General features: G+C 58.9%; 19 protein-coding genes and 1 riboswitch. Of the genes, 16 read left to right on the forward strand and 3 right to left on the reverse strand.

Annotated elements, in window-relative coordinates:
• Positions 1-19 precede the first annotated feature (19 nt).
• The 6 genes from argF to BREU_RS12655 all read left to right on the forward strand — a co-directional run bounded on the left by argF (position 20) and on the right by BREU_RS12655 (position 5,418).
• A complete protein-coding gene (gene argF / locus BREU_RS07280; protein ID WP_044088591.1) occupies positions 20-985 on the forward strand; it encodes an ornithine carbamoyltransferase in 966 nt (321 codons plus the stop codon).
• A complete protein-coding gene (locus BREU_RS07285) occupies positions 982-1,494 on the forward strand; it encodes an arginine repressor (protein WP_044088589.1) in 513 nt (170 codons plus the stop codon). The genes argF and BREU_RS07285 overlap by 4 nt, the downstream gene beginning before the upstream one ends.
• 125 nt (positions 1,495-1,619) lie before the next feature.
• On the forward strand, positions 1,620-2,858 hold the full coding sequence (locus BREU_RS07290; RefSeq protein WP_044088588.1) for an argininosuccinate synthase: 1,239 nt from the start codon (positions 1,620-1,622) through the stop codon (positions 2,856-2,858).
• 345 nt (positions 2,859-3,203) lie between these two features.
• Positions 3,204-3,611, forward strand: coding sequence for a GntR family transcriptional regulator (locus tag BREU_RS07295; protein ID WP_044088587.1), 408 nt, complete (start codon positions 3,204-3,206; stop codon positions 3,609-3,611).
• 13 nt (positions 3,612-3,624) lie between these two features.
• Positions 3,625-4,794 carry a DUF1648 domain-containing protein gene (locus BREU_RS07300; protein ID WP_223847846.1) on the forward strand — a complete coding sequence of 390 codons (1,170 nt, stop codon included), beginning with the start codon at positions 3,625-3,627 and terminating at the stop codon, positions 4,792-4,794.
• A gap of 456 nt (positions 4,795-5,250) precedes the next feature.
• Complete coding sequence (locus BREU_RS12655) at positions 5,251-5,418, forward strand: DUF3791 domain-containing protein (protein ID WP_202962227.1); 168 nt, start codon at positions 5,251-5,253, stop codon at positions 5,416-5,418.
• Between the two features lie 126 nt (positions 5,419-5,544).
• On the opposite strand, the gene BREU_RS07310 is transcribed toward BREU_RS12655, so the two are convergent.
• From BREU_RS07310 to BREU_RS07320, 3 genes are read right to left on the reverse strand one after another with little or no spacing between them, the layout of a single operon-like run.
• Complete coding sequence (locus tag BREU_RS07310) at positions 5,545-5,823, reverse strand: DUF4160 domain-containing protein (protein WP_044088586.1); 279 nt, start codon at positions 5,821-5,823, stop codon at positions 5,545-5,547.
• Positions 5,816-6,043, reverse strand: coding sequence for a DUF7723 family protein (locus tag BREU_RS07315; protein ID WP_044088584.1), 228 nt, complete (start codon positions 6,041-6,043; stop codon positions 5,816-5,818). Before BREU_RS07315 ends, BREU_RS07310 begins: the two co-directional genes overlap by 8 nt.
• Entirely contained in the window at positions 6,036-6,323 is a 288-nt protein-coding gene (locus BREU_RS07320; RefSeq protein ID WP_202962223.1) for a DUF7724 family protein, read from the reverse strand. The genes BREU_RS07315 and BREU_RS07320 overlap by 8 nt, the downstream gene beginning before the upstream one ends.
• A 61-nt stretch (positions 6,324-6,384) precedes the next feature.
• Between BREU_RS07320 and BREU_RS07325 the strand changes: the two genes are divergently transcribed.
• The 10 genes from BREU_RS07325 to BREU_RS07370 all read left to right on the forward strand — a co-directional run bounded on the left by BREU_RS07325 (position 6,385) and on the right by BREU_RS07370 (position 18,966).
• Positions 6,385-8,154 carry a type I restriction endonuclease subunit R, EcoR124 family gene (locus BREU_RS07325; protein WP_081886603.1) on the forward strand — a complete coding sequence of 590 codons (1,770 nt, stop codon included), beginning with the start codon at positions 6,385-6,387 and terminating at the stop codon, positions 8,152-8,154.
• A 116-nt stretch (positions 8,155-8,270) separates the two neighbouring features.
• On the forward strand, positions 8,271-9,752 hold the full coding sequence (gene argH / locus BREU_RS07330) for an argininosuccinate lyase (RefSeq protein WP_044088583.1): 1,482 nt from the start codon (positions 8,271-8,273) through the stop codon (positions 9,750-9,752).
• 78 nt (positions 9,753-9,830) lie between these two features.
• Positions 9,831-9,932, forward strand: a riboswitch (TPP riboswitch).
• A 185-nt stretch (positions 9,933-10,117) separates the two neighbouring features.
• Entirely contained in the window at positions 10,118-10,312 is a 195-nt protein-coding gene (gene thiS, locus BREU_RS07335) for a sulfur carrier protein ThiS (protein WP_044088582.1), read from the forward strand.
• An 82-nt stretch (positions 10,313-10,394) separates the two neighbouring features.
• Positions 10,395-11,264: a thiazole synthase gene (locus BREU_RS07340; protein WP_081886604.1), complete on the forward strand. Its 870-nt coding sequence runs from the start codon at positions 10,395-10,397 to the stop codon at positions 11,262-11,264.
• A gap of 187 nt (positions 11,265-11,451) precedes the next feature.
• Positions 11,452-12,261, forward strand: coding sequence for a thiazole biosynthesis adenylyltransferase ThiF (gene thiF / locus BREU_RS07345; RefSeq protein ID WP_044088581.1), 810 nt, complete (start codon positions 11,452-11,454; stop codon positions 12,259-12,261).
• Between the two features lie 87 nt (positions 12,262-12,348).
• Positions 12,349-13,665 (forward strand): DsrE/DsrF/DrsH-like family protein, encoded by a 1,317-nt coding sequence (locus BREU_RS07350; RefSeq protein ID WP_052382072.1) that lies wholly within the window; start codon positions 12,349-12,351, stop codon positions 13,663-13,665.
• A gap of 213 nt (positions 13,666-13,878) precedes the next feature.
• Positions 13,879-14,433 (forward strand): HD domain-containing protein, encoded by a 555-nt coding sequence (locus tag BREU_RS07355; protein WP_140490565.1) that lies wholly within the window; start codon positions 13,879-13,881, stop codon positions 14,431-14,433.
• A 24-nt stretch (positions 14,434-14,457) separates the two neighbouring features.
• Positions 14,458-15,357: a putative ABC transporter permease gene (locus BREU_RS07360; RefSeq protein WP_044088580.1), complete on the forward strand. Its 900-nt coding sequence runs from the start codon at positions 14,458-14,460 to the stop codon at positions 15,355-15,357.
• A 159-nt stretch (positions 15,358-15,516) separates the two neighbouring features.
• Positions 15,517-16,839, forward strand: coding sequence for a tyrosine--tRNA ligase (gene tyrS / locus BREU_RS07365; RefSeq protein ID WP_044088579.1), 1,323 nt, complete (start codon positions 15,517-15,519; stop codon positions 16,837-16,839).
• A 93-nt stretch (positions 16,840-16,932) separates the two neighbouring features.
• Positions 16,933-18,966 (forward strand): hypothetical protein, encoded by a 2,034-nt coding sequence (locus tag BREU_RS07370; protein ID WP_081886605.1) that lies wholly within the window; start codon positions 16,933-16,935, stop codon positions 18,964-18,966.
• Positions 18,967-18,970: the final 4 nt, after the last annotated feature.

Genomic DNA, 18,970 nt, shown 5'->3' on the forward strand with positions numbered 1-18,970 from the left:
ACCGTAAAGGAGCAACACCATGACCCCAGAATTACGACACATGCTGCGTGATGACGATCTCGACCATGACGAGCAGAAGCAGGTGCTTGAACTCGCCATCAAGTTCCATCACGACCGTTTCTACAAGCAGCCGTTCGCAGGCCCCCAGGCTGTCGCCGTATTGTTCGACAAGCCATCCACCCGAACCCGTTCCAGCTTCTCCATCGGCGTGGCGGAGCTTGGCGGATACCCGCTCGTCATCGACAAGTCCGGTTCGCAGCTCGGCCGCGGCGAACCAGTCGCCGATACCGCACGCGTGCTCGACCGCATGGCGTACGGCGTGGTATGGCGCACCTTCGGCCAGGACCGCGTGGAGGAAATGGCCAAGTACTCCACCCATCCCGTCATCAACGCGCTGACCGATGACTTCCACCCGTGCCAGATCCTCGCCGACTTCCAGACCATCGCCGAGCACCGCGGTGGCGTCGACAATCTGAAGAACCAGACCATCGCCTACGTGGGCGATGCGGCCAACAACATGTCCAACTCTTATCTGCTCGGTGGCGCTGTGGCGGGCATGAACGTGCGCGTCGCCGGTCCGCAGGGGTATCTGCCCCGTCCGGATATCGTCGCCGACGCCGAACGCATCGCAGCCGAGAACGGTGGTTCCATACTGGTCACCACCGATGCCCGTGAAGCTGTGAAGGATGCCGACTGCGTGTTCACCGACACGTGGGTCTCGATGGGTGAGGAAGCCGAATACGCCATTCGTTCCAAGCCGTTCTGGGACTATCAGGTCAACGCCGAATTGATGGCGCTCGCCAAGCCGGATGCGCTCTTCCAGCATTGCCTGCCTGCATATCGTGGCAAGGAGGTCACCGCTGAGGTGATTGACGGGCCGCGATCCGTGGTTTGGGATGAAGCGGAGAACCGTCTGCATGCGCAGAAAGCGCTGATGACATGGCTGGCCGGCAAGGCCCGCGGGGACGAAAGCCTGCTGGCATGAGCGACTCCTCTCCGTCGCTGCAGCGGCCGGCCACCCGGGCAGCCAGGCTCAGTGCCATTGAGCAGGCGTTGGCCACGCATATCGTCACCTCGCAATCGCAGCTTTCCAAAATACTGATCGATGAGGGCATCGCGGTGACGCAGGCTACGCTGAGCCGCGATTTGGATGAGATGCATGCGGTGAAGACCCGGTTGAAGGACGGTACGGTGGCATACGCGGTCGAACGCGGTGCCGCCGCGCCGGACGGGGATGCGATGGGGGAGCGCACGGAGGCGCAGATGTCCCGTGTGCTGAGCGGTCTGGTCACCTCGGTGGCCGCCGCCCGCAACCTCATCGTGGTGCACACGCCTTCCGGTGCCGCCCAATACGTGGCGTCGGTGATCGACAAGCAGCCGATCGATGGGGTGCTGGGCACCATAGCCGGAGACGATACGGTGATGATCATCTGTTCCGATGACGCCACTGCAGGCGATAGAGCCGACTGGCTGCTCGCCCTTGCGTCGAAATGACGTCCTCGTAAAAGGCTTTTTGCGTGCTGGGATTGTCTTTCGCCCAACACGCCGTGCATAAATATGCATACCTCTGTATATAATTGCATTCAGTTTGTTTTTTTATCGTTTAGGAAAGGGAAGCAATGGCAGACAACAAGCGCATTGTTCTGGCTTATTCCGGTGGTCTCGACACCTCCGTCGCCATCTCGTATCTGAAGGAACGTACCGGCAAGGATGTCGTTGCCGTGTCCCTCGACGTCGGTCAGGGCGGTGAAAGCCTTGAGACCATCAAGCAGCGCGCGCTTGCCTGCGGTGCCGTGGAGTCCTATGTGGTGGACGCCCGTGACGAGTTCGCCAATGAGTACTGCATGAAAGCCCTGAAGGCCAACGCCATGTATGAGGGCGTCTACCCGCTGGTCTCCGCCATCTCCCGTCCGCTGATCTCCAAGCACCTCGTGCGCGCCGCCCACCAGTTCGGTGCTGACACCATCTCCCACGGCTGCACCGGCAAGGGCAACGACCAGGTCCGCTTCGAGGTGTCCATCGCCTCCATCGACCCCACGCTGAAGGCCATCAGCCCGATTCGCGACCTCTCCCTCACCCGTGACGTGGAGATCGCGTTCGCCAAGGAACACAAGCTGCCTATCACCCAGACCGAGAAGTCCCCGTACTCCATCGATCAGAACGTGTGGGGCCGCGCCATCGAGACCGGCTTCCTCGAGGATCCGTGGAACGGTCCGACCAAGGACTGCTACTCCTACACCGACGACCCGGCCTTCCCGCCTGTCGAGGATGAGGTGGTCATCGAGTTCAAGCAGGGAATCCCGGTCAAGATCGACGGCCGCGACGTCACCCCGCTGCAGGCCATCGAGGAGATGAACCGTCGCGCCGGCGCCCAGGGCATCGGCCGTATCGATCTCATCGAGGATCGTCTCGTCGGCATCAAGTCCCGTGAGCTGTACGAGGCTCCGGGTGCTGTGGCCCTCATCACCGCGCATCAGGAGCTCGAGAACTGCTGCCTCGAGCGCGAGCAGCACCGCATCAAGCGTGACATCGACAAGCGCTGGGGCGAGTTGGTCTACGATGCGCAGTGGTTCTCCCCGGCCACCCAGTCGCTTAACGCCTTCATCGAAGACACCCAGAAGTACGTCTCCGGCGAGATCCGCATGATCCTGCACGGTGGTCGCGCAGTCGTCACCGGCCGTCGCTCCGACTCCTCGCTGTACGACTACAAGCTCGCCACCTACGATTCCGGCGACACGTTCGACCAGAAGTCCTCCAACGGCTTCATCGACATCTACGGTCTGCCGTCCCGCGTGGCCGCAGCCCGCGACGTCAAGTTCGGCAACGGCATCGAGGTGCCGTCCAACACCGTGGAGTAGGTTCCGACTCAATCCGATTCCAAGTCGATGCGGCAATCTGCATGCCGCAACGCCATATTGAACTCCCCTCAGCAATGAGGGGAGTTTTTGTTATGCGCGTGTGGCCTTTCCTCGTAAGCGAGTTCAAGTGTGTCGCGTGCGAAGTTCGTTGATTATATCGTTGGCTCCCCTTGTCAGGGGAGCGCCCGCGAAGCGGGAATGAGGGGTAGTTGAATTCGCCAGCGAATTTCTGATGCAGATTCTCGGTAAAAATAGCCTCCGGGGCGCGTGATATGACAGAAATACGCAAAACTGTTATAGAAGATATAGAACAAATAGTATGATTGGTGTGGGAAAGGAGAGGCTGTGATTATCGAGGTCGACCAGCGAAGCGACGTACCGATCTATGAGCAACTGCATCGCCAAATCATCGCTGCAATAGCCAACGATGAACTTGTCCTGGGCGACCAGCTGCCTTCGGTCCGTTCGCTGGCTGTAGATCTGGGTATCAACCTGCACACGGTGAACAAGGCCTATGCATTGCTGAGGGATGAGGGCTACATCGTGATGCGACGCGGGTCGGGCGCGCTTGTCGCCGATCGGCGTGATGGCTCAGGCGAGGTGAACCTGATGGCTGAAATGCAAGACAAGCAGATGAACGATGACTTGTATCGTCTGGCTTTGGCCTATAAGGCCCGTGGCGGAGCCGCGGCGGGGTTCCTTGATGCCGCAGAGCGTCAGTGCGGGCGCGCATATCGGAAATGCAACAGTTGAAAGGAGTGTTGTGATGGATAACATCAATACGATGACTGTGGCGACGAACATCATGCTGGGGCTGTTCTTTCTGTTGCTGGTATTGATGACCGCCAGTGTTTCGATGGTGCCATGGATCGCCGACCGGCATGCGGTGTTCGGAGTCAGTGTGCCGTTGTCCGCCCATACGGACAGACGCATTCGTGGATATAAAGCGATGTACGCGTGCAATATAGTGAGTTGTGGCATTATTGCCCTGCTTATCGATGCGATGATTTGGCGTAATTTCGGCATGGCCGGTGCGCTCTGGGCGTTGTTCATCAGTTCGCTGGTGATTGCGGCAATGGGGTTTATCGCGCAGCAGAGGTATCGGCGTCTTACGCTCGAGCTCAAGAAGGAGCGCGGCTGGACCGCGACCGGCGAGCGTCATGCCGTGTTGGTGGGGGAGCGGGACAATCCACAGCCGTTGGGTCTTGCGTGGGAGCTCTTGCATGTCGTGGCGATTGCCGTCACGATAGCGGTTGGTGTGCTTGGCTATGACCATATGCCGGAACGGGTGGCGATGCATGCGAATGCTGCCGGGCAGATCGATGGCTGGGTGGACAAGGGCCCGATGCTGATTTGGTATCCGGTGATCGTGCAGGTGCTGCTGGCTGTGGTCATGACGGCCGGTCACGCTGCGATTATCTATGCCAAGCATCCCATCGACCCGGACCATCCTGCCACCACAGGGTATGCCTATGGCGTGTTCTCCCGCGTGTGGAGCATCTACATGCTGGTCATCGGACTGCTGACTGCCGGTGGCGTCGGTCTGGGCATACAGCTGTCCAACATAGGGGTGATCACGCTGGGGACGTTTGGCGTATTCGCCATGTTCATCGCCGTGGTGGCCCTGTTGGGCGCACTGGTGATAGGCCTGTATTACGGGCAGAACGGATCCCATGAATATGCGGAGCGCCGTTCGGTGACTATGGGCCGTGGCGGCGAGGATGCTGCAACCGATGGTGATGAGCCGATGCCATATGATGACGACCGACATTGGGTGGCAGGCGTGTTCTACGTCAATCATGACGATCCTGCCGTCATGGTGCCCAAGCGTTTCGGCGTCGGATGGACGGTCAACTTCGCCCGCCCGTCGGTGATCATCGTGTCTGTGGTCCTCATTGTGGTTTGCATCGGTTCGCTGGTGGTCGCGGTGATGTAGGCAAGAGATATCTTGAAGGGGTCATTGTCTGCTCAACGTTGGTAAGGGAACTGGTCGTGTTACCGATACATGGCAATTCGCATCCGCTTGGGAACAGCGTAAGTATGAATTGCTGCAGAACATCAAGAAATCCTTGCTTGACGAGATGATTGTGTGAGGGAGGCGGTAATGACCACGTTGGAACGGGAGCTGCTCATTTATTACGACCGTGAGATTGTCCAGCGTATATGCAGCAAATACGGTTTTTCTCCTATGAAGGCGCTGGAATCCTTCATTCGTTCGTAGACGTACGCCATGCTGCGCGATCCGGAATTGGCGATGACCGAGTTTTCTCCTGCGGGCATCTTCGACATGTGGGAGGTAGAACAGATCACCGGTGATCCTAGGGATTCACTGTATTTGAGGAGGGATGAGGTTGACGCGTGAAATGAGCTTCTTCATCTACCTACTGGAGCAATATGCCGGCGACAAGGCCGTTCTGCCTCCGATGTACTGCGTGAATGGGACGAGCACGGCGTCACGCAGGAGATCTACGACATGTACGAGATGTACCATCAGGAAAGCATCTGCAATGCCTACGAGGATATCGATCATCTCGTAGCTACCGGCGAACACAAATGGTGAGGAAGTTGCATGATGAGCAGATAAATGAGCAGATAAACGCATCTGATGATGTTATTGTCAGTAACACTGACAATAACGCTGACAATACTGGCCGCTTCAAAGCTCAGAAGCACAGGGAGGGTGGAATCATGACTCGTAAAAGTCCTCGGTGCTGTACTCCTTCCATTTGAGATACATCTCGCGATAGTTCTTTTTGATGAATTTTTGGATGATGCCGACTTCTTTGGCTGTGAGTCGTCCCTGTCGTTCTAATGTCGTATCGCCATTTGGTTTGACAAAGAACTTCGCTGAGCCGGTTTCAGTCAATTTGGTATCACTGGCATGGACATGCATGCATTCAATCACGCAGAAGGAAGTGAAGTAGAGGTAATAGCCGGCAACCATGAATTGGAAGTATTTAGGCATGATCCAAGAACTCCTTATTGGCACGGTAGTACTCTTGGACAATGCCGATCTCCATATCGTCCATGCTGGTTTCGAGCAGGCTGCCGTCGCTATTGAGCACGGCTGCTGATGTGGGAACGTTAAGGTTCAATACTCTTACATGGCCGTTATCGACAGGAGTGAATGCGTAGCCATTGATGATCATTCCAGCCGAATCGGCTATTGCCCTGATGTCAGTCATGAGCGATTTTCACTTTCTTTATGGGTTGCATGAACGAATTGGCATTGATGTACAAGTCGTTGAGTATCGGCTCCAGATCGATGTATTCCTCTTCTGGAACAGTGTTTTGCTTGTATTGGGCGTCTACCACGAGATAGCCGTTATCCCACTGTTTGACATCAGTGTATCGTTCTAAGGAGTATGGGGCTCGGAACCGTATACGCAGTTTGCCGTATTGAAACACGGTGAATCCATTCTCCGCGCTTAGGTATGCGGTGTCATTCGGCGTTGTGATCGTCACGGTTCGCTGCTCCTTCCTTGATATGGCATCCTTGGCGTGTCAATGCACGTAATGCAATGTTGTGCTGATAGCCATTATAGATTGTGATGAAACTCCGGGCTTGTGCCTGAAGGTGCTTCGCAGCTACCAGTACATCGCCGCCAATGCCATCTCCGACCGGGTACGCAAATGCGATTGGGAACAACGGCCGGCCTTGCCCGGTCGCCCCGGTGGATACGTATGGCATACCACCGGTTCCGGGAAGACCATGACCAGTTTCAAATCGGCACAGCTCATCGCCGATTCCAAGAATGCCGACAAGGTCGTGTTCCTTATGGATCGCATTGAACTGGGGACACAATCACTGAAGGAATACCGCAGTTTTGCGGACAATGAGGATGATGTGCAGGGCACCGAGAACACCGGCGTGCTGCGACATCGTCTTGCCAGCGCGGATCCAAAGGACACGCTTATCGTCACCTCAATCCAGAAAATGAGCAACATCAAGCTTGGCGAAGGCGGCGTTACCCAAGCCGAATTGGACAATATGGCAAGCAAGCGCATCGTCTTCATCGCTGATGAATGTCATCGCTCCACCTTTGGCGACATGCTGCAGGACATCCGGCGATCCTTCCCGAACGCTCTGTACTTCGGATTTACCGGCTTCGACTCGAAATGGGTGAACACGCTGTATCTCGATAAGGTAATTGAAAACGAAAGCAAAAGCATTATTCAGGCGTTCAGCCGCACCAATCGACTCTTCGGACCGGACAAGCCCTTTGGAATGATTCGTTACTATCGCAAGCCCCATACCATGCGCGACAACATCGCGCGTGCGGTCAGGCTTTATTCCGGTGACCGGCCACTCGACCTGTTCGTACAAAAACTGCCACAGAACGTGGCCTCCATGAATGCGCGTTACCGGGAGATTCTAAGCGTGTTCAACGATTCAGGGCAATCGGACCTGCGGCAGCTGCCCGAGTCGGTGGAATCCAAGCGCAAGTTCGCCAAGGAATTTGTGGAGCTCAATCAATTCCTGGAAGCGGCGAAAGTACAAGGATTCGACGGGAACAAAGAATCATTCGAGTTCACGGATGAGAATGGCGACTCAGTGAACGTGCGCCCGGAGCTTGACCAACGCACATATCTGATACTGGCGCAACGATACAAGGAGCTCTTCGGTGACAAGTCGGAAGGAGACAACGCGCCGGGTGACGGCAAGGATGACGACGAAGCTCCGTATGAGCTGGACGGGTATCTGACCGCCATCGATACCGGGCTGATAGACACGGATTACATGAATGCCAACTTCACCAAATGGCTCAAAGCGTTGCGCGAAGAAAGCGCTGAATTGACCAAGGTGACGACGGAATTGCACCGCTCGTTCGCGACGCTCTCGGCCGATGAACAACGACTCGCGGAACTGTTCTTGCGTGACGTGGAACGTGGTGATGTGACCGTCGAGGACGGCATGACATTGCGTGGCTACATCACCCGTTATGCGCGGCGTGAGAAGGACGGACAGATAGACAAGCTCGTGGGCTACTTCGGAGTGCGGCGCTCTCTCGTAGAGGAGTTCATAGGCCAGTTCATCACTGAGGCGAACATCAACGAATTCGGACGGCTTGATGCCTTGTATGACTCCATCGACAAAAAGTTATCGAAATCCACGCTAGAAGTATGGATGGGTGTGATTATTTCACAGCCCAAAGCGAATCGGACAGTGCGAAACCTGCTGAGGCGTTTCGTGTTGGGAGGTGGATTCGATGTCGATGAAACGCTTGAAAAGATGCGAATTGCGAAAGGCGAGGAGGAATCGGACGATACGCCGCGTGATGTAGCCCAACGCTGATACTCTGACAGACAGTCGCAAACCATATGAATGCATGTAAAGTGCGCCATCGTGCACGCACGCGCATTCCCCCCCCGGGATATCGCATGACGCGCAGGAACGCGAAGGAGTAACGCATGACCGAATCCAACCAGCAGTCCGAACACCTCGCCCTGTGGGGCGGCCGCTTCACCTCCGGCCCCTCGCCCGAGCTGGCCCGCCTGTCCAAGTCCACCCAGTTCGACTGGCGCCTCGCGGACGATGACATCGCCGGCTCGCGAGCCCACGCCCGCGCGCTCGGCCGCGCCGGACTTCTGACCGCTGACGAGCTTCAGCGCATGGAAGATGCGCTCGACACCCTGCAGCGCCGGGTGGACGACGGCTCCTTCGCACCCATCGAAGACGATGAGGACGAGGCCACCGCGCTCGAACGCGGCCTGATCGACATTGCCGGTGACGAGCTCGGCGGCAAGCTTCGCGCCGGACGCTCACGCAACGATCAGATTGCCTGCCTGATCCGCATGTGGTTGCGCCGCCACTCCCGCGTGATCGCAGGGCTCCTGCTCGACCTTGTCAACGCGCTCATCGAACAGAGCGAAAAGGCCGGCCGTACCGTGATGCCCGGACGCACCCACATGCAGCACGCCCAGCCGGTGCTGCTGGCCCACCAGCTCATGGCCCACGCCTGGCCTCTCATCCGCGACGTGCAGCGCCTCATCGACTGGGACAAGCGCATCAACGCCTCCCCGTACGGCTCCGGCGCGCTCGCCGGCAACACGCTTGGCCTCGACCCGGAGGCCGTAGCCCGCGAGCTCGGATTCTCCCGCGTGACCGACAACTCCATCGACGGCACTGCCGCGCGCGACCTCGTGGCCGAATTCGCGTTCGTCGCCGCCATGACCGGCGTGGACATCTCCCGTCTCTCTGAGGAGATCATCATCTGGAACACGCAGGAATTCGCGTTCGTGCGCCTTGATGACGCCTATTCCACAGGCTCCTCCATCATGCCGCAGAAGAAGAACCCGGACATCGCCGAGCTGGCCCGCGGCAAGTCCGGCCGTCTCATCGGCGATCTCACCGGTCTGCTGGCCACGTTGAAGGGCCTGCCGACCGCATACGCGCGCGACCTGCAGGAAGACAAGGAAGCCGTGTTCGATCAGGTCGACACGCTGGAGGTGCTGCTGCCCGCCTTCACCGGTATGGTTCGCACCATGCGCTTTGGCGCCGACCGTCTTGAAGCCGAGGCTCCCACCGGCTTCGCACTGGCCACCGACATCGCCGAATGGCTGGTCAAGAACGGCGTGCCGTTCCGTCACGCCCACGAGCTCTCCGGCGCATGCGTCAAGATCGCCGAAGGCCGCGGCCAGGAGCTCTGGGACCTGACCGACGAGGACTTCATCGACACCTTCGCCGCATTCCTGCCTGCCGATAAGGCCCCGGGCGTGCGTCAGGTGCTCTCCAGCCACGGTTCTGTGGACTCCCGCAATGGCAAGGGAGGCACCGCCTACGGTCGAGTGCGCGAGCAGATTGCCGATGCCAAGGCGCAGGTCGAGGAGCTCAAGCTCTTCCCGGCCTCCACGTCGGACGGCTCCGCCTACAAGGTGCCCGGCACGTTCTGAGTGTCATACGGCTCCCCTCGCGCGAGAGGGGAGCTTTTTCATTTGTCCATATGTCACAGAGGGTCTCTACACTGGGCAACTGTAACGAACGGGAGCCGCAAGGCTGAGAGGAAGCGCCAGCTTCGACCGGGGAACTTGACGCGGGTCATGCCGCCGTAAGGAATCGTTGTTGAGCGGTTTGCCAAGTTGCCCGCAGCAGTCTTCAGTTTCCGTGAACACAACTAAGCCGTACAGGCTGTCTGTTGGCGTAGCCAATGCGCCGAAAGCAGGCTGGCGGTCGCATGACAGGGTTCATGAATGGGCGCACCACTTACGGTACGGTTCGTTTCGTGCACCCTTTTTTAGTATTCGGAAAGGGGACCGCAATGCAGGTCAACGGAGAGCAGGTCAAGCTCGAGCAGCCGGTCAGTGTGGCCGACTATCTCGAAACGCATGGATTCCGCGCCGAGCGTGTGGCCATCGAACTCAATGGCGAGATTATCCCACGCGAGAAACGTGCCGAAACCATGCTCGACGACCAATGCGTCATGGAGATCGTGCAGTTCGTGCAGGGTGGCTGACTTCGCGCTTCACCCGTCGGCTCCATTGGCCTCCACTGACAGGGGGAGCCGGAAACATCATCAATCCAATGAAGGGAACATCATGAGCAATATCAATCCGGTCACCGAAGCATCCGTCGAAGCTACGCCGTTGCCGCCGCAGCCCGAGGTCGTCAATCCGGTCGGCACCGCAGCGTCGATGCTGCCGGTCGAAGACAAGCCGCTCAATCTCGGCGGCCATGAATTCGAGTCCCGGTTCATTCTGGGCTCCGGCCGTTACGACCTGAACCTCATCAAGGCCACCGTGGAGCACGCCGGCACGCAGATCGTCACCATGGCACTGCGCCGTGCCCAGACCACCGAGAACAGCGTGCTCGACTACATCCCCGAAGGCATCACATTGCTGCCGAACACCTCCGGTGCGCGCAACGCCGAGGAGGCCGTGCGCATCGCGCGTCTCGCCCGCGAGGTGTGCCACACCGATTTCGTCAAAGTCGAAATCGAGCATGAGACCAAATACCTGCTGCCGGACAACGCCGAAACCATTCGCGCCACCGAAATGCTGGCCAAGGAAGGGTTCGTCGTCATGCCGTACATGTTCCCGGACCCCATCGCCGCACGTCAGCTCGAGGAGGCCGGTGCTGCCGCGGTCATGCCGCTCGGTTCGCTCATCGGCTCCAATATGGGACTGCGTATGCGCGATTTCATCGAGATCATCATTGCCAACGCCAATGTGCCGGTGATCATCGACGCCGGCATCGGTCGTCCGAGTCAGGCGTGCGACGCGATGGAGATGGGCGCGGACGCCGTCATGGCGTACACCGCAGTGGCCTCGGCGGGCAATATTCCTTTGATGGCTGAGGCATTCAAGAACGCGATCAACGCCGGCCGTGCCGCATATCTCTCCGGATTGGGCAAGGTGACCGAAGGAAAGGCCGTGCCGTCCAGCCCGACTACGGGGTATCTGCACTGATATCGGGAATGACTCCCTTCGGTCCGTCCGGCTCCCCCCCCCAGAGGAGGGGAGCCGAGTGAGGGGTCTGGCGTCGCGGTTCCCTCAAGTGAGGGGAATCGAGCGGGGGCCTGGCGTCGCAGTTTCTCTCGCTTGGGGGCGAGGTGTGGGCTTCCTCGCTTGAGGGAGTCAGGATTATGGAGAAAACATGGCATTATCTGACGAACAGCTCGAACGATACTCCCGTCACCTCATTTTGAAGGGTGTGGGCGTCAAGGGGCAGAAGAGGCTGCTTGCCGCCAGCGTGCTCATCATCGGCGCGGGCGGACTCGGCTCGCCCGCAGCCCTGTATCTGGCGGCTGCAGGCGTGGGACGCATCGGACTCGTGGACGGTGATGTGGTCGATCTGAGCAATCTCCAGCGTCAGATCATCCACACCACTGCCGCAGTCGGCACCCCCAAAGTGGAGTCGGCGGCAGCCGCCATCCGTGAGCTCAACCCGGAAGTAACGGTTGAAACCCATCAGGAACTGGTTGACGCCAGCAACATCGCATCGCTGATTGACCCATATGATCTGGTGATTGACGCCACGGACAATTTCGCGGCGAAATTCCTCATCAACGACGCCTGCGTGCTGTCCGGCAAGCCGTTCATTCACGCCGGCGTGGTCGGATTCGCCGGTCAGGTGATGGATGTCGTGCCAGGCGAAGGCCCTTGCTATCGCTGCATTTTCCGCGACATGCCCGCAGCGGGTGAGATTCCGACCTGTAAGGAGGCCGGTGTGCTGGGCGCGGTGGTCGGCGTGGTCGGCAGCCTTGAAGCCACCGAAGCCGCCAAACTCATCGTCGGCGTGGGGGAGCCGCTGGTGGGCCGCATGCTCACCGTCGATGCACTGACGATGAACATCCGCCGTGTGCCGCTGCCCTCGCATGTGACGGATTGCCTGGTATGCGGCGACCATCCGACCATCACCACGCTCGATCCGGCCAACTACGTCCAGCCGGCCTGCGCCATCTGAACCGCACCATCTGAACCATCAAACAGGACGGCCACGAAGGCTCGTCCGCACGGCCATCGGAAAAGGCCATTTTGGAAGGGGAAAACCATGACCATCACCTTGAAGCACGATCATGATGCCGACGACTACCGGCACATCGACGCGAACGAATTCGCACATCTCGACACATCCTCGGTCACGCTTCTGGATCTGCGCGAGCCGGATGAAGTGCTGGTGCACCCGATTGCCGGAGCGATCAACATCCCGTTCGAGAACATCGGACACATCGGCAATGCACTGAGCGACATTCCGAAATCCAAGCCGGTGGTCGTCTTCTGCAGGGTGGGAGACTGGAGTGTGCAGGTATGCGAGATCTTGGCCGACCGTGGATATGATGCCGTCAATCTCGATGGAGGGTATGAAGCATTGCGGGAAGCCACTGCCGGGCCGTCCGAGGATGGTCGGTCCGAAGGCGACTCGTCCGAGATTGGCCAGCCCAAGCGTCAGTCCGTCTCTGATTCGTCGTCCTCTGCGGCCGCTTCCAGTTCCGCGCCGGTCATGCCGCCCGTCGCGCCGGTCACGCTGACCGTGCCTGTCTCATCCAAGACTCAAGGTGGCAGCACCTCATCGGACGGTACCGCAACGTCGCAGCTGTTACATGTGGATGCCAAGGGGCTCAAATGCCCCGGACCAATCGTGGCCGTGGCCGATGCCCTGCGCGACCAGCCGATCGGCACCCGCCTGAAGGCCGAGGCCACCGAGGACGCCTTCTGCTCGGACATCGCCGTATGGGCCGAACGCACCGGCAACCGTCTCATCGATCTTCGCCGGGACGACGAGGGCATCATCCATGTCGAGCTTGAGAAAACGGCCGTCCCGACACAGCCTGCAGGGAGGTCTTTCGGTGCGAACTCGAGCTCGGCTCCGGCATCCACCGACGCCGGCGGCGACGTGCTCCATGACAAGACCTTCGTGGTATTCAGCGGCGATCTGGACAAGACCATTGCGGTGTTCATCATGGCCAACGGCGCCGCGGCGATGGGACGCAAGGTCACCATCTTCTTCACGTTCTGGGGACTCAACATCCTGCGTCGTCCCAAGCGCGTGCGCACGAACAAGAACCTCATCGAGCGCATGTTTGGTTTCATGATGCCGCGCGGCACCCGTAAGCTTGGTCTGAGCCGCATGAACATGGGCGGCCTTGGTGCCGCTATGATTCGTTGGATCATGAAGTCCAAGAATGTGGCATCCCTTGAGGAGCTCATGCGTCAGGCCAAGGAGCACGGTGTGCGGCTGGTGGCCTGCCAGATGTCCATGGACATCATGGGCATCCGCAAGGAGGAGCTGATTGACGGCGTGGAACTGGGCGGCGTCAGCACGTTCCTCGGCTCCGGCGAGACCAGCGATATGAGCCTGTTCGTGTGAGACCATCCGTGCGGGCGAAGTCCATATGAACTTCGCTTGCGCGGCCTGGCCATCTCATCCCGAGGTATGAAGGCGAGCGGGCAAGGTTCCGTCGTACAATCGGCCACGGAAGTCGGCGCCTGACGGCACATCGTCACGCACGCCGGCCCGATGCGATGGCTTTGCACGGTCATCGCATAAGACCTTGATTTCCGATGGGGAGGACCGTACACCGTGTCACATCTGCTCACCCGTACGCAGATTCAGCAATTGGTAGCCATGCATGGCCACGAAATCATTGGGCACAGGCACATGGACATAGAGCGATGCTGCTATCAGCATGGCAATGTCACCACGTTCGCTCATTCGATTCGTGTGGCCTGTTTGGCGGTATGGATGGCCGACCGTGCGCATCTGTGGCATCACGTGGACCTGCGTTCGCTTATCCGGGCGGCCCTGCTCCATGACTATTTCCTCTACGACTGGCATGATTGGGACAACGGCACTCATCGTTGGCACGGGTTCACCCACGGTCATGCAGCGCTCGTCAATGCGCTCAGGGATTTCAAGCTCAATGCCATCGAGAAGGACAGCATTGAGAAGCACATGTTCCCATTGACTCCGATTCCTCCGCGCTATATCGAAGGGTATCTGGTCACCCTGGCGGACAAGATCTCCGCCACACGTGAAACGCTCTCAATGGGCCGATTCCATAAGAAGTCGCTGCCATCTGCGCAGGTGCGCGCCACCATGGTGAAGAATGATTCTCGTCAAGAATCGGTTCGATAGGTAAACCCGCGATAGGTATCCCGTATGCTGCTGTTCTTTGAATATCTGTTTCTGTGGTTCGTGTTCTACAGTTTCGCCGGCTGGGTGTACGAGTCGATTCTGGTATCCTGCCAGGAACGCCGATGGGTGAATCGTGGATTCCTGAACGGTCCGTTGTGTCCGATCTATGGTACAGGTGCGGCAGCCGGCGTGGTTGTGCTCGGAGGCGTTCGCAATCCAGTCGTCCTGTTTGTACTGTCAATGGTGGGCGCTTCGATTCTTGAATATTTCACGTCGTGGGCGATGGAGCAGCTGTTCCATGCACGATGGTGGGATTATTCTCATTTTCGATTCAACCTCAATGGGCGCATCTGTCTGCTTGGAGCCGTGGTGTTCGGCATCGCGGGTGTGATCATCGTCGACGTGATCCAACCGGTCGTCGAACAGATGACCATGATGGTTCCGTTGCGAATCATCCATATGATGTGCGCTGTGCTGCTGGTGCTCATCATCATCGACACCATTGTCACCGTGTGCGGTATCGTCGACTTCGAACAGAGCCTTGAACGGTTCAAGGTCGTTGCGTCCAGATACGGCGATGCCATGCGGGAGAAGGTTACGGACGCTGTCTCCGGTGCCGCCGAAATGGCCAATGGCGTGGTGGGGGATGCTGCTGGTATAGCCTCCAATGTCATCAGCGGCGCATCCGACAAGTTCGGCGGCATGCCATCCGCGGTCAGCCAGAAAGTCGGCGACTCTTGGCAGAACGGCAAGGATATGTCGGCGGAGCTTATGCTGCGCATCAAGGATGCCGCCGATTCCGTGTTCAACCGTCAGCAGCGCCGTATGATTGCGTCCTTCCCGAGGCTGAAGACCACCCGGAACAACGAAACGCTGCAGCAGCTGCGCGAGACGCTTGAACGGCTGTACCGGCGCGGGCGGTGAATGCTCGTAGGCGCGGGGGAAGACGTCATATGGTGTGTGCGCGATATGGAAACCCGACCTGCGCGGCACTGTCGGTGTGTCCTGCGAGACTTATAGACGCTTGAAATAGAAGTAGGGCATCATCCAATCACACAATTCGATAGGGAGAAGCATCAAGCTATGGCTCACGTCACCGACTTCAAGGAAGCGGGTTTCGACACCCTGCTTGAGGAACTGGAATGGCGCGGGTTGATTTCCCAGTCCACGGACAGGGATCGACTCGCGGAAGCATTGAACGGCGAGCCCATCACCTATTATTGCGGCTTCGACCCCACGGCTGCCTCGCTGCATATCGGCAACCTCGTGCAGCTCATCAACATGCGGCATCTGCAGCTTGCCGGCCATCATCCGATTGCCTTGGTCGGTGGCGCCACTGGTCTGATTGGTGATCCGCGTCAGTCCGGTGAACGCACATTGAACCCGAAGGATGTCGTCGCCGGCTGGGCGGAGCGCCTGAAGCGTCAGATCGGCGGCATTCTGGAGACCGAGGGCGCCAATCCGGTGCGCTTCGTGTCCAATTACGACTGGACCGCGCAGATGACCGTCATCGACTTCCTGCGCGATGTCGGCAAGAACTTCCGTCTGGGCACCATGCTCGCCAAGGACACCGTGGCCCGTCGCCTGAATTCCGAGGAGGGCATATCCTTCACCGAATTCAGCTATCAGGTGTTGCAGGGCAATGATTTCCTGCATCTGTTCGATGAATACCATTGCACGCTTGAGCTCGGCGGTTCCGACCAGTGGGGCAACCTCACTTCCGGCTTGGACCTGATTCACAAGGTGCGTGGCGTGGACGTCAACGTGTTCACGAGCCCGATCATCACCGATGCATCAGGCAAGAAGTTCGGCAAGTCCGAGGGCAACGCCGTATGGCTGGATGCCACGATGCTCAGCCCGTACAAGTTCTACCAGTTCTGGATCAACCGTCCGGACGTGGAGATGGAGAATCTGCTCAAGGCGTTCACCTTCCTGCCCAAGGCAGAGATCGAGCGACTGGTCGAGGAATCCAAGACCAATCCCGGCAAGCGTGAGGCGCAGAAGACGCTGGCATGGGAAGTCACCAGTTTCGTCCATGGCGAGGAGGCGACCCAAGCCGCCATCGATGCCTCAGGCGCGTTGTTCGGCCGTGGCGGCAATCTTGAAGACATCGACGAGGCGATGCTTGAATCCGTGCTTGACGGATTCAAGGTGACTGACGAGCAGGGCAATCATGTCTTCCCGGTGGCCCATCCCGGTGACCGTGTCATCGATGCCGCTCAGGCGGCGGGCTTGTTCAAGTCCGGTTCCGAAGCGCGTCGCGCCATCAAGTCGGGTGGCGTCTACCTCAACAACAATCGTGTCGATGATGAGGAGCAGGTGCTTGGCGAGGGTGATTTCCTCTCAGGACGTTTTGCACTGATCCGTCGTGGCAAGAAGGCGCTTGGCGCCGTGGAAACCCGTTAGTTCTCATGTTCGCCGGACCGTCCGACGATGCGGAATCGCAGACGGTTCGGCGAGCATCACGATTCGTAATTCGCAGTGAAGAAAGGCATGCACATGGCAGAAGGAAACGAGCGTTCCGGTAAATCGTACGGCGGCGGACATAAGGGTTATGGTGACCGTCGTCCATCCAGCCGCGGTGGCAACGGTTTCAAGCCACGCGGCAAGGGAGGCTTCAAGCCGCGTCGTGAGGGAGAAGGCTTCAAGCCGCGCTATCGCGACAATGGAGAAGGTCACACCCCTCGTCGGGATGGTGACGGCGAGAACGGTCATGGCGGCTTCCGCAAATCGTACGGCAAGTCCGGCGGCTTCCATAAGGGCGGTTTCCGCAAGGATGGCGAACGTGGCGGATTCCGCAAGGAAGGCGGCTTCCGTCGTGACGGCGGATTCCATAAGGATGGTCCGCGTCGCGACGGCGGATTCCGCTCCCATGAAGGCGAGGCGGGGGAGAACCCGCGCTATCAGCATCGTGACGGCGAACACCGCGAATTCCGTCGTGACAACGACCGCCGTAACTTCCGCCGCGATGGTGAGCACGGTGGCTTCCGCCGCGATAACGACCGTCGTGATTTCCATCGTGATGAACGCCGCGATGGCGAGCGTCGCGACAACCGCGACTTCCGTCGTGACGGCGGACGCAACGAGGGCCGTGGCTTCCGCAGCAATGATGACCGTCGCGATTTCCATCGTGACAATGATCGTCGCGATTTCCATCGTGACAATGACCGCCGTAACTTCCGCCGCGATGGTGAGCACGGTGGTTTCCGCCGCGACGACCGCCGCGATAACGATCGCCGTGGCTTCCGCGGTGACAAGGAACGTCGTGATTTCCATCGTGACAGTCGTGACGACCGTGGTGGTTTCCGTCGTGATGACCGTCGTGACGGCGAGCGTCGTGAATTCTCTGCGGAAGAGAAGACCCAGTATCGGGAGCAGAAGCGCAGCGAATACATGAGCCGTCCGCGCCGCAACTCCGACGGCACGATGAGCTTCCCCTCGCAGAATCCGTACACGGCCCGTCGCCCCGATGAGCCGCGCATGCCCAAGGGGATGGAATGGTCCATGCTGTCCTCGGACGAGCGTGAACGTTTGCGCGGCTTGGCCAAGGAGCATGCAGAGAACATCGGTCTGCACATTCTTGCGGCGTATGCGCTTGAGGAGAAGGATCCGCAGGCGGCACTCGAGCATGCCAAGTGGGTGGCCCGTCAGGCGTCCCGCATCGATTTCGCCCGTGAGACCCTTGCGTTTATCGCCTATCGTCAGGGCAACTACAAGCTCGCCTTGCGCGAGTTCCGCACTGCCTACCGTATGAATGGATTCCAGGATTATCTGCCGTTCATCGCTGATTGCGAGCGTGGCGTCGGCGATCCCAAGAAAGCCGTGGAGATCGCGCAATCCGAAGAAGGCAAGCAACTGCATGGCGCTCCCAAGGTGGAGATGTTCCTGGTGTATGCCGGTGCGCTCGGCGATCTGAAGCTGTGGGACAAGGCCATCGAGATCGTGCACACGGTCGGCCGCTCCCAGGGACTTCCCGGTGAGTACCGTATGCGCGCGGTGCAGGCGGAGCAATACTTCCTAGAAGAGGCCGGTCGCAATGGCGAAGCCGAGAAGCTCGACCGCCTACTCGATCGTCTCGAAGAGCAGTACGCCGATGAGGACTTCGATGAGGACAGCGATGATGTGGTCATCGACCATGACCTCGAAGAGCTGACCGATGATTCCGAGGTGCTCGAGCAGCTGGGCATCGATCCGTCCGAGGCCCGGTTCGCGCCTGAGCCGGAACCCGAGGATGATGAATCCGAGGACGCATCCGACGATGAGGATGACGACGAAGACGCGGAAGAGTCCGGCGATGCTTCGGAAGACGATTCGGATGATTCCGATGAATCCGACGATTCTGACGAATCCGATGAATCCGATGAATCCGATGATGCAACCGAGGAATCCGATGGGTCCGAGGAACAGTCCACCGCCGATAACGCTGATGCCGATGAGTCCGATGCCGCGGATAGCACGGACGATACGGACGCGGATGCTGAGACCGACACTGCGTCCGATGAGACCAGCGTCTCCGAGGAATCGGAGCAGTGAGCCT

Origin of the sequence: Bifidobacterium reuteri DSM 23975, assembly GCF_000741695.1 — a bacterium.
GTDB classification, from domain to species: domain Bacteria; phylum Actinomycetota; class Actinomycetes; order Actinomycetales; family Bifidobacteriaceae; genus Bifidobacterium; species Bifidobacterium reuteri.

Excerpts from the sequence above, each read along its gene's own strand:
- argF (WP_044088591.1), top strand. The coding sequence starts at position 20 with ATGACCCCAGAATTACGACACATGCTGCGTGATGACGATCTCGACCAT.
- BREU_RS07285 (WP_044088589.1), top strand. The coding sequence starts at position 982 with ATGAGCGACTCCTCTCCGTCGCTGCAGCGGCCGGCCACCCGGGCAGCC.
- BREU_RS07290 (WP_044088588.1), top strand. The coding sequence starts at position 1,620 with ATGGCAGACAACAAGCGCATTGTTCTGGCTTATTCCGGTGGTCTCGAC.
- BREU_RS07300 (WP_223847846.1), top strand. The coding sequence starts at position 3,625 with ATGGATAACATCAATACGATGACTGTGGCGACGAACATCATGCTGGGG.
- BREU_RS07310 (WP_044088586.1), bottom strand. The coding sequence starts at position 5,823 with ATGCCTAAATACTTCCAATTCATGGTTGCCGGCTATTACCTCTACTTC.
- BREU_RS07315 (WP_044088584.1), bottom strand. The coding sequence starts at position 6,043 with ATGACTGACATCAGGGCAATAGCCGATTCGGCTGGAATGATCATCAAT.
- argH (WP_044088583.1), top strand. The coding sequence starts at position 8,271 with ATGACCGAATCCAACCAGCAGTCCGAACACCTCGCCCTGTGGGGCGGC.
- thiS (WP_044088582.1), top strand. The coding sequence starts at position 10,118 with ATGCAGGTCAACGGAGAGCAGGTCAAGCTCGAGCAGCCGGTCAGTGTG.
- BREU_RS07340 (WP_081886604.1), top strand. The coding sequence starts at position 10,395 with ATGAGCAATATCAATCCGGTCACCGAAGCATCCGTCGAAGCTACGCCG.
- thiF (WP_044088581.1), top strand. The coding sequence starts at position 11,452 with ATGGCATTATCTGACGAACAGCTCGAACGATACTCCCGTCACCTCATT.
- BREU_RS07350 (WP_052382072.1), top strand. The coding sequence starts at position 12,349 with ATGACCATCACCTTGAAGCACGATCATGATGCCGACGACTACCGGCAC.
- BREU_RS07360 (WP_044088580.1), top strand. The coding sequence starts at position 14,458 with ATGCTGCTGTTCTTTGAATATCTGTTTCTGTGGTTCGTGTTCTACAGT.
- tyrS (WP_044088579.1), top strand. The coding sequence starts at position 15,517 with ATGGCTCACGTCACCGACTTCAAGGAAGCGGGTTTCGACACCCTGCTT.
- BREU_RS07370 (WP_081886605.1), top strand. The coding sequence starts at position 16,933 with ATGGCAGAAGGAAACGAGCGTTCCGGTAAATCGTACGGCGGCGGACAT.